Below are 15,791 nucleotides of genomic sequence, written 5' to 3' on the forward strand. Positions count from 1 at the left end.
TTCTACAACTTAACCTACCTGCTCTTCTTTACTGCGCAGGCGAATGCTCAGCTCGCGCAGCTGTTTGGCATCTACCGCGCCGGGGGCGTCGGTCATCACACAGGCAGCACTCTGGGTTTTCGGGAAGGCGATGACGTCGCGGATGGAGTCGCTGTTGGTCATCAGCATCACCAGGCGGTCGAGGCCGAAGGCAAGGCCACCGTGGGGCGGCGCACCGTATTTCAGTGCATCCAGCAGGAAGCCGAATTTTTCGCGCTGCTCTTCGGCGCTGATGCCCAGGGCGCGGAATACGGTCTGCTGCATTTCCTGATTGTGGATACGGATGGATCCTCCACCCAGCTCAGTGCCGTTCAGCACCATATCGTAAGCGCGCGACAGGGCCTCCAGCGGGTTCTTCTCCAGCTCCTCCGGTGCGCAGGAAGGTGAAGTGAACGGGTGGTGCAGCGCGGTAATACTGCCGTCGTCGTTCTCTTCGAACATCGGGAAGTCCACCACCCACAACGGGGCCCATTCGGCGACGTACAGGTTGAGGTCTTCTCCCAGCTTGCAGCGCAGGGCGCCGAGAGCTTCGGATACAATTTTGCCCTTGTCGGCGCCGAAGAAGATCAAATCGCCGTTCTCCGCCCGCAGACGGTCGAGAATAGCTGCGCGCACATCGTTTGGCAGGAACTTGACGATGGGGGACTGCAGGCCGTTTTCCAGGTCGGACTTGTCGTTGACCTTGATATAGGCGAGACCCTTGGCACCGTAGATACCCACAAACTTGGTGTAATCGTCGATCTGCTTGCGCGTCAGTTTGTCGTTGCCACCGGGCACTTTCAGCGCAGTGACACGGCCTTTCGGGTCGTTCGCGGGGCCGGAGAACACTTTGAAGTCCACATCGGTCATCAGGTCCTTGATGTCCACCAGTTCCAGCGGAATGCGCAGGTCAGGCTTGTCGGAGCCAAACTTTTCCATCGCCTCGCTGAACGGCATACGCGGGAACTCCCCCAGCTCAACGCCTTTCAGCTCCTTGAACAGCTTGCGGATCATGCCCTCGGTGATGGACATGATGGCGTTTTCATCGAGGAAACTGGTCTCGATATCAATCTGGGTGAATTCCGGCTGGCGGTCTGCGCGCAGGTCTTCATCGCGGAAGCACTTGGCGATCTGGTAGTAGCGGTCGTAACCGGACACCATCAGCAGCTGCTTGAACAGCTGGGGAGATTGCGGCAGCGCAAAGAATTTGCCGGCGTGGGTGCGGCTTGGCACCAGATAGTCGCGGGCCCCTTCCGGCGTGGCGCGGGTGAGGATCGGGGTCTCGATATCCAGGAAGCCCTCGCCATCCAGGTAGTTGCGGATGGCATTGGTGATCTTGGAGCGGAACCGCAGGTTGCGCTGCATCTCACCGCGGCGCAGATCCAGGTAACGGTATTTGAGGCGCACATCCTCGCCAACGGCCGTGTGCTCGTCCAACTGGAACGGCGGGGTTTCGGCGGAGTTGAGAATTTCCAGCTGCTGGCCGTAAATCTCGATCTCGCCGGTGGCCATGTTCGGGTTGACCGCTTCCGGGGCGCGCGCGCGCACTCGCCCGGTGACCTTGAGCACGAACTCGCTGCGCACGCGGTCCGCCAGTTTGAAGTGTTCGGCGGCATCCGGATCAAACACCACCTGGGCAATACCATCGCGGTCGCGCAGGTCGATGAAGATCACCCCGCCGTGATCGCGGCGGCGGTCTACCCAGCCACACAGGGTTACTTCGCGGTCAATATCGGCGGATCGCAGGGCGCCACAGTAATCGGTGCGCATGGAGTCTTATTCCCTTAGTCAGTAATGTTGAATCAGCTTGCTTTGGCGGAGCCGGAGGCGCTGCTGCCTGTGTTGGCTGCCGGCTTGTCCTTATTCGGCTTGGCGGCGTCGCCCGCCAGGTTCTTCTTGCTGCCGGTCTTGAAATCGGTCTCGTACCAGCCACCGCCCTTGAGCCGGAATCCGGCTGCGGAAATTTTCTTGCTCAACTCCGCCTGGTTGCAGGCGGGGCAATCGGTCAGTGGCGCATCGCTCATGCGCTGCAGGGCTTCCATCTGGTGGCCACAGGCCTTGCACTGGTATTCGTAGATAGGCATGGCTTTTACCCGAAATCTCACGGCATTCAAAGGGGCGCAGATTATACATGAGCCCCCCGGAGGGAAGAAGTTACCGGTGTATGGGAACCCCGCCCGGGCATCAGAAGGCTAAATTCCGGCCAAAACCCTGTAAAAATGCACTTTTTTTCCAATTTTTCCCGATGCGCGCGGATAAAAACTGGATATACTCAGTCCAGTACTTGGGAACACCCTGTCGTACTGGAGAATCCGACCGATTTCCGGAGCTCCCGAACCACTTTTATTGGAAAAACACTGATACAAAAGGAAGCTAACGATGGCCGCACGCAAGACCGCCGCAGCTAAGAAAGCCCCCGCCAAGAAAGCCGCAGCCAAAACCGCAGCGAAAAAGGCTCCAGCCAAGAAGGCCGCAGCCAAGGCCGCTCCGGCCAAGAAAATGGCTGTAGCAAAAGAAAAATTCACAAAAACCCAGGTACTGAACCACATTGCCGAAGCCACCGAGCTGTCCCGCAAGCAGGTTCAGGCGGTACTGGACGAGCTGACCAACGTGATTGAAAGCCATGTGAAGAAGAAGGCCGTGGGCGAATTCGCCCTGCCGGGTCTGCTGAAAATCACCACCGTGAAGAAGCCGGCCAAGAAAGCGCGCAAGGGCATCAACCCCTTCACTGGCGAAGAGACCATGTTCAAGGCCAAGCCCGCGAGCATCCAGGTAAAAATCCGTCCGCTGAAGAAGCTGAAGGAAATGGCCGAGTCCTGATTCTCGCCGCCTTCAGCCAAGAAACCCCGCTTTTGCGGGGTTTTCCGTTTTTGGGGCAACGATGCCCCAGCTTCCAACCGGGCAACCCTACCAAAACGCCGTTGCTACGGCGTAAAATGGCCGCCCCCTGAAATTCAACGACCAAAAAGAAAGCCCTATGCGCGCCTCCCGCTATCTGATCGCTACCCAGAAAGAAACCCCCAATGACGCCGTGGTCATCAGCCACCAGTTGATGCTCCGCGCCGGCATGATCCGCCGCCTGTCCTCCGGTCTCTATACCTGGCTGCCCACCGGCCTGCGTGTTCTGCGCAAGGTGGAGCGTATCGTGCGCGAGGAAATGGATCGGGCGGGTGCGCTGGAGGTGCTGATGCCGGTAGTGCAGCCGGCGGAGCTGTGGGAAGAATCCGGCCGCTGGCAACAATACGGGCCGGAACTGCTGCGTATCCAGGATCGCCACGACAACCCTTTCTGCCTGGGCCCAACCCACGAGGAAGTGATCACCGATCTGATCCGTACCGAGATCAGCAGCTACAAGCAGCTGCCGGCGAATTTCTACCAGATCCAGACCAAGTTCCGCGACGAGATCCGCCCGCGTTTCGGCGTAATGCGCGCGCGTGAATTCACCATGAAGGACGCTTATTCTTTCCACCTGAGCGCGGATTCCCTGCAGGAAACCTACGATGTGATGCACGATGCCTACTGTCGCATCTTCGATCGCATCGGCCTGGATTACCGCCCGGTGTTGGCGGACACGGGCTCCATCGGCGGATCCCACTCCCATGAATTCCACGTACTGGCCCAGAGCGGCGAGGACGATATCGCGTTTTCCACCGTGAGCCGTTATGCGGCGAACGTGGAGCTCGCGGAAGCCGTGGCACCCGCCGGCGAGCGCCCGGCGCCGTCGAAAGACATGGCGGAGCTGCACACTCCGGGGCAGAAAACCATTGCTGCACTGGAGGAGGCCTTCGGTATCGCGGCGAATACCTCGGTGAAAACCCTGATTGTGCTGGGCGAAACCGAGGAAGAAGGCGCGGAAGCGCCGCTGGTGGCGCTGGTGCTGCGCGGTGATCACGAGCTGAATGAGCTGAAGGCAGAGAAACTGCCGGGCGTTGCCAGCCCGCTGCAGTTCGCTCCGGAAGCACGTATCGCCGCGGAGCTGGGCTGCGGTATCGGTTCATTGGGCCCGGTCGGCCTGACGATTGATGTGATCGTGGATCGCGCTGCGGCGCATCTGGCGGACTTCGTGTGCGGCGCTAATAAGGACGATTACCATTTGACGGGCGTGAACTGGGACCGCGACGCGGCGCTGGCTCGCGTGGAGGACCTGCGCAATGTGGTGGCGGGCGATGCGAGCCCGGATGGCGAGGGTGTGATCGAGATCAAGCGCGGTATCGAGGTGGGGCACATTTTCCAGTTGGGGAATAAGTACAGCAAGGCGATGAATGCCAAGGTGCTGGACGAGAACGGCAAGGAGCAGGTGATGGTGATGGGCTGTTACGGCATCGGGGTTTCCCGTGTTGTGGCGGCGGCCATTGAGCAGAACCACGATGATGCGGGCATCATTTGGCCGGAGGCGATTGCGCCGTTCCAGCTGGCGATTGTGCCGATCAATATGCAGAAGAGCGAGGCGGTTACCTGGAAGTGTGAGCACATCTATGAGGCACTCACTGCGAAGGGTATCGATGTGCTGCTGATGGATGAGCCGAAGGCGCGCCTGGGTGCGATGCTGGCGGATACTGAGCTGATGGGCATTCCGCACCGCATCGTGGTTGGCGACCGCGGCCTGGAAGGCGGCAAAATCGAGTACAAGGGCCGTCGCGATTCTGAGAATTCAGAGTTTTCTGCGGATCAGATCGTGGACATCCTGCTCGAGAAAATTTCGCACTGATCTTGGCAGGCTCTTCGTAGCCCGTCTTCCTTCGTAAGCAGGTGCGGTGGCGGCCGATCACTGGGTGAAAGGTTTCGAAACCGCTGTAAATACATCCCTGTACGCTGCGTCGGCGACGTCCCTGTCGCCGACGCTTTCGAAACCTTTCACCCAGCACTCGGCCTTCGCGAAGAGTTCACAGTTTTGTTCGGCTCGCTCTATGCGGAGTACAACACTCTGATGCGAAGGGCCTGATACCGGGTATACCTTTGCGAGACCTTCCGCGAGAGGGACCTCGCGGAAGAGCCCCCATGGATGGGTTCACGGCGTGTCTCGCAAAGGTATACCCGGTAGCAGGGCCGCCACCGAACTATAAAACGAAGCACCAATCACTGCCCCTGCCCTTCCCCCCAACCTTCCCGTAAAATCCCACCCCATGATAAGAGCAATCCTCACCACACTCCTGCTGTGCCTGTTCAGCACTGCCGCATCTGCCCAGGTCAAAGAGGTGGATCCGCAGCTGTTGTTGGCACTCAAGGAAGCCGTCACCGAAGCCGACTCCTTCGTCGATCGCTTCGATGCCGAGGTGTGGTTGATGGCCAAGTCCCAGCCGCTGGCGCGCTATATCAAGGATCCCCAGCGGCGTATGCACGTGCTCAAGGCGATCCACCGCGAGGCGACGCGCGCGGGGCTGCAGCCGGAAATTGTACTGGCGGTGATCCAGATCGAAAGCGCGTTTGACCCCTACGCGGTCTCCCGCGTAGGCGCCCAGGGTATGATGCAGGTGATGCCGTTCTGGAAAAACGAGATCGGTCGCCCGGACGACAATCTCATCAATATGGATACCAACCTCCGCTACGGCTGTACCATCCTCAAACACTATATCCAGAAAGCCAAAGGCAATATGGCCAACGCCCTCGCCTATTACAACGGTAGCTACGGCCGGCACACTTACAGCAGCAAAGTGCTCGACGCCTGGGCTGATCGCTGGCGCTGAGCGGCCGCGAAAAACCGATGTTGCGAGGTACCAGATGACCCACAGTTTCTTTGCCGGCGCCGCCTGTGGACTGCTGCTCCTGGCGGCGGCGAGGCTTGCCATCGGGCAGCGGCAGCGGGACAACCGCTGGTTGTTGATCGTGATTTTAGGGGCTTTCTTGTATCTTCTGCGCCCCCTGCTGAACGACCTGAACTCTCTACTCGACCTGCTGATTGATCTCCCGACCACACTGATTCCCGGCGCCTTCTGGCTGTTCACTCATCAGCTCTGCAGCGAGCGCGAACCGTTTCCGTCCTGGGGATGGGGAGTGATCGGTGCCGAGTTGCTCGTAGATTTGGCCAGCCAGCTGCATATCCACACGTTTTTTTACCTGCTCGCACAACCCTTCAAGCTGGGCTTGATCGGCGCCGGACTGGTGACGCTGTTGCGGCAACTGCATTGCGACCTGGTCGCCGAGCGGCGCATGCTTCGCGTCGCCCTGCTGATTGCCATCGGCAGCTATATGGTGATCGTGGTATGCGCGGAATTTCTGTTCTCCTATCTGCCCGTCCCCAGTGGTATTCCGACCCTGCACGCGCTGATGGCCAGTATCCTGGCATTCAGTGCATGCCTGTGGTTACTGGCGCTTTCTCCGGGCGCACTGGATGAGTCCCTGCCACCACCGTCGGCAGCCCCGGACAACCAGGGGAAGACGCTCCTATCCGCGCCGGAACCGCTGGAAGAGCATCAGCGCCAGCTGCTGGAGCAGCTGCAGCAACACATGCAGAACGGCGGCTACCGGTATACCGGATTAACCATTCGCGAGCTGGCAGAGAAACTGGGTGCGCGGGAGTATGTGTTGCGGGCGCTGATCAACCGGCATCTCGGTTATCGCAATTTCAACGAATACCTGAACCAGTACCGTATAGATGAGGCGAGCCGGCGTCTGGCAGACCCCAACGAGATACACCTGCCGGTACTCAGCATTGCGCTGGATATTGGTTATCGCTCCCTCAGCCCATTCAACGCGGCATTCAGGCGCCGACACGACATGACGCCGACAGAGTACCGGCGGGAACGGATACCGGCGTAAAAATTACTGAATCGGATGACGTAATCTACTGGCGATAAAACCCGTTCAGGGTTTTTGAGAGGAAATACCCGCCAAATTTTTTCTACGGCCACGAGCCGGAATACGCCCTGTCGGCCACACTAAAATTTGCAGGACCTGTTCTGCAGGCAATTAGCCCAGTCACCATCTCGCCCGCAGATCAGGTTCCTGCGATCCCATCAGGGTTTGGGCGACGACATGAACTTGATCAGCGCCTTGTATTCATCGTCACTGCAGTCAGGACACATACCGCCGGGAGGCATAGCGTTGAGCCCGTTCTTGACGGAGTTCAGAAGGGCGTCCATACCCTTGTCCATGCGCGGCTTCCAGGCTTCCACGTCGTGTACTTTCGGTGCATTGGCCACACCAGTGGCGTGACAGATATGGCAGTACTGGTTGTACTTGTCTTCCACCGCATCCGCCGTGGCCAGACCGCTCCCAACCAGGCTGCCAAATAGAAAAATAGCCGCTGAGCGCATCAGAGTTTTCATCGCATTGCTCCCTTGTTTCACTGAATGTATTCGTGGTTACCCGGTCAACCTTATCAATCCAGAACAGAGTGTAGATTCCTTTCAGCGCCAAAAACCACAATTTTCTTGCCCTTATCTCTGCCTATCTGCCGCAAACCCGCTTTTCCAACCCCGACGCGTTGCCATTCGTGGTCTATTCTCATTGGCACGAGAAATTTTCCCGATACAACAGCCGTACGCCGGAGTTCTCCCATGACTCTGCATTGGATCAAAAACCGCAGTATCCGTATTGCCCTTGTCGGTACCCTGTTGTTTGGTATCAGCTTCCTGACCCAGGCACATGAACTGCGCCCGCCCCTGCTCAGTCCCTTCCAGAGTACCGTGCCCAACTTCGACGTCCCCTCTACAGATTCCATCTACAGCCGCGACGAGATAGCGCAGTGGCCGGTTTCCGGAAAAAACGCGGGTATGTACTTCGCTCTGGGATTCACGCACATGCTGCTAGGGATGGACCATTTGCTGTTCGTGCTCGCGCTGGTAGTGCTAGTGAGCGGCTGGCGGCAGCTGATTACCACCATTACGGCGTTTACTCTCGCCCACAGCGTTACCCTGTCGCTGGCGGTACTGGGGATAGCCGGGCTTCCGCAGGAGCCGGTGGAGGTGGTCATTGCGCTCAGTGTCGCATTTGTGGCGGTGGAGATCTTGCACAAGCTGGAGGGACGCAAAACCCTGACCATTCGCAAACCGTGGCTGGTGGCGTTTGGCTTTGGGCTATTGCACGGGTTCGGATTTGCCGGCGCGCTTTCGGATATCGGCCTACCCGATCATGCAATCCCACTGTCGCTGGCGGTGTTCAATCTGGGGATAGAAGTAGGACAGCTAGCGTTTATCCTGGCGATCGGTGCGCTGGGCCTGGTGTTGCGGCGCATGCCGTCGGTACACCAGTGGGAAGTCCGCACCGGCCACTCCGCCACAGTGGCTTCCGCGTTACCGGTGGCTTACCTTGTGGGAGGGCTTTCAGTCTGGTGGTTAATGGGGCGCACGATTGCGCTCGTAATATGAGATTACTCCTGAAACAAAAGCTCCAGCGGATAGCCGGTAAAAGGTTTGGTCTTTTCGATCACCAGGTGTGATGTCATACGGGTGATCGCCGCATCCTCGTCCGCCAGCAGCTGCTCAGACACACGGTTGAAGTCGCCCGCATCCGGACATACAAAACGCAGCATGTAATCGAACTCTCCCGACATTTTGACGCAGGAGACGATCTGCTCAATCTTGTTGATGGCGCGGCGGAAGCTTTCACTGGTTTTGGAATCCTGACGCTTCAGCGCCACGTTCACGTAGAACTCCGCATGGCGCACCTTGTCGAGATTGACCTCCGCCTGAAACTCGCGGATAAACTTTTCACTGGTGAGTTTTTTAACCCGCGCCAGACAGGCGCTCTCAGACAGTCCGATTTCATCCGCGAGATTGAGATTGCTGATGCGGGCGTTGGTCTGCAGGACTTCGAGAATCTTGAGGTTGTGACGGTCTATTTTCACGTGATTTTTACGCTTTTATACAGCTGAAGGAGTTGTCGGGAACAGTTGGCGACTTAGGATAGCGGCAAACGCCCCGAGCGGAAACCGGCAGTGGCGATGCACTTATCCAGCCTTCAGACAACCACATGTTACAAACCGCTCAATCCTGTCCAGAGCCCGCGAAATCTCTGCCTCATCCGCCGCCAGAGTGAGGCGCACATGGTTGATGGCACTGGGACCAAAAGGCTTGCCCGGCAACACCGAGACCCGCTCCGCGTCCAGCAGCGCCTCGGCAAACGCCTCGCCACTTTCCGCCACCGCGGAAACATCCACCATCACGAACATGCCCGCATCCGGTGAATTGCAACTGATCCCGGGAATCCGGTCGATACGCTCGACAATCAGGTCGCGGCGCTTTTCGTAGGCATCGCGCATCTGCTTGACGAAATAGGTATCAAATTCCAGCGCAAAAGCGGCAGCCTCCTGGATAAATTGAGGCACGCCGAAGATGGTGGCACCGGCGTATTCGATCAGGCGCTCCACCAGCTCCCCCTGAGCCACAGCCCAGCCGAGACGCCAGCCGCTCATGGCGTGGGATTTGGACAGGCCGTCGATCACGATCACGTTATCCAGATGCTCCGCGGCGGTGCGCAGCGAAGTATGGCGGCGGGCAAATGTGATCATCGAGTACATCTCGTCGGAGATGAGCCAGATATTGCGCGCACGGCAGTAGGCGGCGAGCTCCCGCAGCTGCTCGGGTGTCGCCATGGCGCCGGTGGGATTGACTGGAGTATTGATCATGACGGCGCGGGTGTCTGCACCGATGGCTTGCTTGATGGATTCGATATCAAAGGCGAAGCCCCGTTCGGGCGGACAGGCAACTTTTCTGACATCCAGTTGCAGCGCGTCGGTGATCGGTACATAGCCGATGTACATGGGCTCGGGGATAACGATCTGTTCACCGGGATTGAGCAGGCAGGACAGGACGGCATAGATGGCGTTGGTGCCACCGGGGAAGACGACGACATCCTCCGGGCTGCAGGGGTGTGGGCTGACGCGGCTTTCGATGTCGGCAATCGCACGGCGCAGCATGAGCTCGCCAGCCGCCGGGGAATAGTGGGTGCGGCCGACGCCGAGGCGGGCGCGGGCGAAGTCGAGGATGGGTTCGGGGGTGTCGAAGTTGGGATCGCCGACGCACAGGAAAATGACGTCTTCGCCTTTGTTGGCGAGCGCGTGGGCGCGATCACTGACCGCCCATACGTCCGCGTCGGCGGAGTGAAGGGCCTGGCTCTGCTTGCTAAAGCGCGGGGTGTACATCGTCGGAGTCCATCTTTCGCGGTTGTTATCAATGGTTCTAAGGTAACAACCGGCGGGGTAATCCATGCCGCTTCGCGGTAGCTGTTTTCGCAGCAGGCAGGTCATTTTGCATTGATCGCCGCAGAAAATGCGGAAGCAGCCGGAGTTTTAAGCTGGGCGAGGGGCGGGAAAGCACTGGGCGTATCCCCCTAAAACCGGTAGTTCAGGCTCAATCCGCCCACGGTGTCTTCCGGCCGCACAAGCAGGTCCGCGGCCAGGCGCAATTTTTCCGTCACGTTCACACCCACCATGGCGCCAACACCATTTTGGAAATAACCGGCGTTTTTACTGCGATAGGACGGCAGGCGCGCATAGTTGTTGAAGATGGAGTTGACGCCGATGCCGAGGTCGGCAAAATCATCGCCACTGACATGTTCCAGCCAGAGCTCACCGAACCACTGGTACTTGGCGGTATCCGGGCAGTTAAAGAAAAGGCCCGCGCGGTAGCGCAGGTACTCCCGATCCTGGCCGTGAACCCAGAGGCCGAGGGGATCCTGGCCCGGGCCGAATCGGCCGGTGTAGGTGTAGGCCGCTTCAGTGCTTTCGCTGAAGCCGTTGACGTCGATTTCGGTCCAGTCGACGGCGACGAAGGGGCCCATCTGGCTGGTGAGATTGCGCGTGGCGTTGTAACCGGCGCGAAGGAAGGCATTGTAGCCGTCGCCGTCGGTATCGCCATCGAGGCGGTGGCGAAACGTTTCGCCAAGGCGGATAGTGCGGTGGATGTTGTCGTACTGGATGTCGGAGAAACCAAGCCCACCATCGGCAAACCAAAAACCGTTGTCCCAACGGGCGAAGGCACTGACGTTGAAGTTGCGGGACTTGGCGAAAAAGTCTGACGGCTCGTATTCACTGCCGCCATACGACATGCCGAGCCCCCATTCGAGATGTTCAAAGCCCGCGAAACTCATGCCGAAAAATCCGTCCCACGCCGGGAATTCATCGTTTACCGCGGGGCCAGTGCCCAACTCCGCGTGACCTACGCTGGCGCCAAAAAATACCGTGGTATAGGGGGGGCGGAAGCGCTGAGAGAGCAAGTGGTGGTCGATGTTGATGCGATGCTGGCGCATGTTCTGATACCCGAGGTCCGGCAGCACGCCAAATTCCACGGCGGCGGTGAGCGTTTCGTAATAATAGTCCGCGAGTATGCGCTGGGCGGCCAGCGTGGGGTGGATACTGTCGTAGAACACCAGCATATCGGCGTTGGGGCTGGTACCCGCCGCGCCGTAGGTGGCATTCGGGTTGGCGCAATCGATATAACAGGTGGCGCTCTGGTTGATCGGCGCAAATCCGTAGTTTCCCGGTCGCTGCACAATCAGTTCGAGCAACCCCGCCATATCCAGCAACAGAATATTGCCGATCCGGTTGGCCTGCCTGCGCAGCGTTTCATTGAACAGCTCGGTACCGTAGTTGGCATACTCGATGGCCGCCTGCCCTTGGGCGTAGATCGCGGGCGTGCGGCCGATACGCGGGGCGTTGGTCATGACGATATATTTCGCCCCGGCCGCTTTCAGCTCATGGCCGGCGGTGGAGAGGAAGGTCGCGGCACGCGCCATTGACATCGGCGACAGACTGCCGCTGCGCACGCCATCGAGAATATTGTTACCGCCACCGTTGAGGAAATAGAGATCGCTGCGCGATGGTGTATTGCCCTGCAGGTATCCCTGCCCTGTGGCAAAGGGCACGCCGGTCAGCGTGATGTTATTGCTGGGGTCGTCCACCAGTGCCTGCAGCGCCGCGGGATCATTGAATGCCGCAGTCGCCGCTTGAACCTCCTCAACACTGAGATAGGGACTCTCGCCCGCTGCAGGGTCGCACACACCGTCGGCGCCACAGCGGCTGGAGTCCGGCAAAATAGTCGTCAGGGTGTTGTGATCCGCCACCGTGGTATTCGGGAACAGCTGGCGGAAGCGCTGCGGCCCCACGAGATCCAGTAAAACATCCGCGGTACGGTTGCCACCCACCGCCCAGTTGGGGCCATTGGTCAGCACCGAGCCGGTAATCTGCTGCAACTGCTGCTCCATTGAACCCGCCGCAGGCGCGCAGGGAATGGCGCCGCCAAATGCCGGCCCCAATCCAAAACAGGAATTCTGTTTGGGCACTCCGAGCATGTCAGCGAGGAAGGACACCGCCGGCTGGCGCGGATAGATTCCCGCGGGGTCATCGGAAGTAAAAACGCCGGCATTGCCATTGTCGGAAAGGCTATCGCCGAAGACGACCAGCGAGCGGTACAGCGGTTCTTCTGCCTGTGCCACAGCGCCATTTAGTGCAATGGAGTTTGCAAGAACGCAGACAAAAAACAGGGACGGGATTCTGGCGAATGGATTTCCTTTCGGGAACACTGCAGCCTCCTTGCCACGGCAGAAATTCGTGGCAAGTATAGGTCAGCTTCACGATAGCAATGGCCGCATCAAGACATCGGACTCTCGGCCGCTTCCATCTGCTCGATCGCGGGCACCAGCACGCCGCTGACCAGTGCAGCGAGCGCACTCCATACCAGAGCGATCGCCAGCAGACATTCCCACATAGGGCGCCCCCAACCGGCAGGGCCGAACTGCACACTGTTGAAGTAAAACGCAGGGGCAAGTAACAACCCGGCCAGTGCCGCCCAACGGGGTTTACTGACCAGCCACGACAGAGAGTAGCGCACGGTGGTTGCGAGCATGGCCCAGATGCAGATGGTCCAGGCGGGCGGCAGGTTGGAGTGGTAATCCTGGACGCCGTTGGCAATAAAGGCCCATTCGACCCCGAAGCCGCCGAAAATGAAACCGAGTATCAGAAAAATATCCCGCACGTCCCGCCACAGGATGAAATGCACCATAAGCACCAGAAATAGTGCAATCAGCGCCAGAGCATTCCCGAACAATAGAGCCGTCCACCATCCGGCGACAAACAGCGTGAAGTTAACCAGCTTTCTATAACTCATGGGCGACTCATTCATCAGAAGGATTTCTGTACCGCGAGCGCATGCCCCGACCTATGCACGGGACCCGGCAAAAAACAGGCCCTGCAGAATTAATCAGAGGATTCCTGAGACTTCAAGTTAGCAAATACCTCAATTGCGTGTTTACGCGATTGGGTCACATCGCAGATGGGGACAGGGTAGCTTCCGCCGCGGAACAGATCCCTCGGTGGGCAGTGAATGTCTTTGTTAGAGTAGTCTTCAAGTTCCGGGACAAACCTGCGGATGAAATCCCCATCGGGATCAAACCGCTTGGATTGGCTGTAGGGATTGAACACGCGGAAATAAGGCGCGGCGTCGGTACCGGTGGACGCGGCCCACTGCCAGCCTCCGTTGTTGGCGGCGAAGTCCGCATCCACCAGTTGCTGCATGAAATAGCGCTCCCCGAGGCGCCAGTCCGTCAGCAGGTTTTTAGTAAGGAACGACGCTACCACCATACGCAGGCGGTTGTGCATCCATCCAGTCTGGTTCAACTGGCGCATGGCCGCATCCACAATGGGCACACCGGTTTGCCCTTCGCGCCAACGCTCAAAATCCGAGGGACGGTTCGCCCAGGGGACACCTTCGGTTTCAGGCTTGAATGGCAGGTTGCGGCACACCCGCGGAAAATGCACCACCAGGTGTTGGTAGAATTCCCGCCATAGAATCTCGTTCAGCCAGCTGCTTGCGCCCTCGCAGCTCCCCGCCCAGCGACCGCCATTTTCTTCCAGCGCCATGCGGGCACATTGGCGTACGGAAATAGCGCCGCAGTTCAAATAGGGCGACAGCCGGGAGGTCCCCTCGAGCGCCGGAAAATCCCGCTGCTTGTGGTAGTCCGGAATTACGGCGGAAAACGCCTCCAGGCGCTTTTTCGCCGCGCCCTCGCCCACTGTCCAGTCCAGTACCTTGCGCTCTCCCCCGGGCGCCACACCATAGTCGCCGACACTATCGGGGATCGAGCGCACCAGATTGTTTTCGCCGGCAAGCGCTATCCACTCGGGCCATCGATTTCCGTGATCGGGCCCCAGTGAACGAGGCGCCGGCAACGGATCGAAACCGCAGTCGCTATTGTCGTGCTGAGCGATAAAAGCGCGCTTAAAGGGCGTAAAGACTTTGAAACCGTCACCGCTGTTCGTGGTCAGGCTGCCGGGCGGAATCAGGGTGCGGTCGGTGCAGTATTCCACCGGCACCCGGATCTGCTTCAGCGTATCGCGTACCGCCGCATCGCGGCGCTGTTCATTGAGCGGGTACTCCGCATTGGCGAAAAGTGCATCCACTTCGAGCTTGCCACAGATCTGCTGCAGTGCGGCGGGCACCTGCGCGAAGCGCGACAGTTCAAGGAAATACAGCGGAATGTGCTTTTTCGCGAGGGATGCCTGCAGCGACTTCAGCGTGCGCAGGCGCATCGCCACCACATTGTCGCCGTCGCCGTGGCTGCGCCAGGTTTCGGGGCAGGCAATGAACACGGCGGCAAGGGCATCGCAAGCCCTGGCCGCGCGATAGAGCGCAGTGTTGTCTTCCATGCGCAGGTCGTTGCGCAGCCAGACCAGGCCACGCGCGAAGTTGTTCTCAGACATATTTCTCAGTGAAAGTCGCAGAGCCCCAACTCCGCCGGCTCCGCGGCGAGCAGGACCTGGCTGTGGATAAAACCGTTTGGGCTGCGAGGGAGGTAGTGGCGCAATAGCGTGAGGACGGCCGAGAGCGGCTTGCGCCCGAGGCGATATTCTTCGATCAGCTGCTGTAACTCGGCCTTTTCCCGCCGGTCGAGAAACGCCTTGAGATGCCCCTGGCTGTGCATCAGCGCATTGGTGCGGTCCTTGCGACTGGCCGGGCGCGACAGAATCTGCATAATCCGGCCGCGCACCGCCAGCGCCAGTGCGTCCTCCGACATGGACTTACTATCCGCCAGTACCCGGCCAAGCTCGCGGGTCGCCTCCTGGTTGTGCGCCAACAGCAGATATTTATAGGCGGTGTAGAAGTCGATAATACGGGCGATACGCGAAGGCATCCGCTCACTCTCGCTCCAGATGACGTTGCCTTCTTCACCTTCCACATAGCGAAACCAGGCATCGTAGGCAAATACCCGGGTAAGGAAGTTTTCACGCAATTCGCTGTTGTTCAGCCGCCCCACCTCCTCCATCGGCAGATGGGGAAAGTGGTGCCGGAGGCGCAGGGCGAACAGCCCGACCCCCTCGCTGTCGATGCCGTGGCCGTTGTCGAGGTAACGCCGCACTCCGCGCAGGCCACAGCTCGGGGAGTTCTGCATAAGGATGTAGCCGCGCACCCGCTCCAGCTGCGGCACCACGGAGTCCGCGTAGTCACGCAGTGGGGCGGTCACGTCCACGCTGGCGTCTTCCACCCCCACCACGCGCACCGCGTCCACCGGCTCACCGGCCTTGTCGACCAGTAGATGAATGGGCTTGCGCGGTATCCCGAGTCCTATCGCCACTTCAGGGCACAGCGGTACATACTCAAAGCACTGGCTCAACAGCTGGGTGCACACCTTGCTGTGCTTGTGGCCGCCGTTGTAGCGCACAGGATCACCCATCGCGCACTGGCTGATGCCTACCGGGATCTTTGACTGGCGAGGCGTTATCCGCATGATCTGCCGCTCCGGGAATATCCTTTGTTGCAAGTGTACTCTGAACGAAGAGTCTCTTCCGGCTTATACGTCCGGATTGGAAATACAGATCAAACGGGGCGTGGGGGCAGTCT

General features: G+C 59.2%; 14 protein-coding genes. 5 read left to right on the top strand and 9 right to left on the bottom strand.

Annotated elements, in window-relative coordinates; translation table 11 throughout:
* Positions 1 to 9 precede the first annotated feature (9 nt).
* Positions 10 to 1,788: an aspartate--tRNA ligase gene (aspS, locus tag FDY93_RS12575; protein ID WP_138236111.1), complete on the bottom strand. Its 1,779-nt coding sequence runs from the start codon at positions 1,786 to 1,788 to the stop codon at positions 10 to 12.
* A gap of 32 nt (positions 1,789 to 1,820) precedes the next feature.
* Positions 1,821 to 2,102: an FmdB family zinc ribbon protein gene (locus FDY93_RS12580; protein ID WP_138236112.1), complete on the bottom strand. Its 282-nt coding sequence runs from the start codon at positions 2,100 to 2,102 to the stop codon at positions 1,821 to 1,823.
* A 295-nt stretch (positions 2,103 to 2,397) separates the two neighbouring features.
* Between FDY93_RS12580 and FDY93_RS12585 the strand changes: the two genes are divergently transcribed.
* From FDY93_RS12585 to FDY93_RS12600, 4 genes are all read left to right on the top strand, one after another.
* A complete protein-coding gene (locus FDY93_RS12585; protein ID WP_138236113.1) occupies positions 2,398 to 2,838 on the top strand; it encodes an HU family DNA-binding protein in 441 nt (146 codons plus the stop codon).
* 157 nt (positions 2,839 to 2,995) lie between these two features.
* Positions 2,996 to 4,726, top strand: a complete 1,731-nt coding sequence (locus FDY93_RS12590; protein WP_138236114.1) for a proline--tRNA ligase — start codon at positions 2,996 to 2,998, stop codon at positions 4,724 to 4,726.
* Between the two features lie 415 nt (positions 4,727 to 5,141).
* Positions 5,142 to 5,702: a lytic transglycosylase domain-containing protein gene (locus FDY93_RS12595; protein ID WP_138236115.1), complete on the top strand. Its 561-nt coding sequence runs from the start codon at positions 5,142 to 5,144 to the stop codon at positions 5,700 to 5,702.
* 34 nt (positions 5,703 to 5,736) lie between these two features.
* Entirely contained in the window at positions 5,737 to 6,774 is a 1,038-nt protein-coding gene (locus tag FDY93_RS12600) for a helix-turn-helix transcriptional regulator (RefSeq protein WP_138236116.1), read from the top strand.
* Positions 6,775 to 6,971: 197 nt separating this feature from the next.
* Here the strand turns inward: FDY93_RS12600 and FDY93_RS12605 are convergent, their stop codons facing one another.
* On the bottom strand, positions 6,972 to 7,283 hold the full coding sequence (locus FDY93_RS12605) for a c-type cytochrome (protein ID WP_138236117.1): 312 nt from the start codon (positions 7,281 to 7,283) through the stop codon (positions 6,972 to 6,974).
* 231 nt (positions 7,284 to 7,514) lie between these two features.
* Between FDY93_RS12605 and FDY93_RS12610 the strand changes: the two genes are divergently transcribed.
* Positions 7,515 to 8,324: a HupE/UreJ family protein gene (locus FDY93_RS12610; protein WP_171018978.1), complete on the top strand. Its 810-nt coding sequence runs from the start codon at positions 7,515 to 7,517 to the stop codon at positions 8,322 to 8,324.
* A gap of 2 nt (positions 8,325 to 8,326) precedes the next feature.
* On the opposite strand, the gene FDY93_RS12615 is transcribed toward FDY93_RS12610, so the two are convergent.
* From FDY93_RS12615 to FDY93_RS12640, 6 genes are all read right to left on the bottom strand, one after another.
* Positions 8,327 to 8,803, bottom strand: a complete 477-nt coding sequence (locus FDY93_RS12615; protein ID WP_138236119.1) for an Lrp/AsnC family transcriptional regulator — start codon at positions 8,801 to 8,803, stop codon at positions 8,327 to 8,329.
* Between the two features lie 102 nt (positions 8,804 to 8,905).
* A complete protein-coding gene (locus FDY93_RS12620; protein WP_138236120.1) occupies positions 8,906 to 10,099 on the bottom strand; it encodes a pyridoxal phosphate-dependent aminotransferase in 1,194 nt (397 codons plus the stop codon).
* Between the two features lie 188 nt (positions 10,100 to 10,287).
* Positions 10,288 to 12,477: an autotransporter outer membrane beta-barrel domain-containing protein gene (locus FDY93_RS12625; protein ID WP_138236121.1), complete on the bottom strand. Its 2,190-nt coding sequence runs from the start codon at positions 12,475 to 12,477 to the stop codon at positions 10,288 to 10,290.
* A gap of 68 nt (positions 12,478 to 12,545) precedes the next feature.
* Positions 12,546 to 13,061, bottom strand: coding sequence for a DUF2878 domain-containing protein (locus FDY93_RS12630; protein WP_171018979.1), 516 nt, complete (start codon positions 13,059 to 13,061; stop codon positions 12,546 to 12,548).
* 89 nt (positions 13,062 to 13,150) lie between these two features.
* Positions 13,151 to 14,653: a cryptochrome/photolyase family protein gene (locus FDY93_RS12635; protein ID WP_138236123.1), complete on the bottom strand. Its 1,503-nt coding sequence runs from the start codon at positions 14,651 to 14,653 to the stop codon at positions 13,151 to 13,153.
* Positions 14,654 to 14,658: 5 nt separating this feature from the next.
* The gene (locus tag FDY93_RS12640; RefSeq protein WP_138236124.1) at positions 14,659 to 15,678 is read right to left on the bottom strand and encodes a YbgA family protein; all 1,020 of its coding nucleotides are present in this window, start codon (positions 15,676 to 15,678) and stop codon (positions 14,659 to 14,661) included.
* Between the last annotated feature and the right edge of the window lie 113 nt (positions 15,679 to 15,791).

Source organism: Microbulbifer harenosus, assembly GCF_005771435.1.
GTDB classification, from domain to species: domain Bacteria; phylum Pseudomonadota; class Gammaproteobacteria; order Pseudomonadales; family Cellvibrionaceae; genus Microbulbifer; species Microbulbifer harenosus.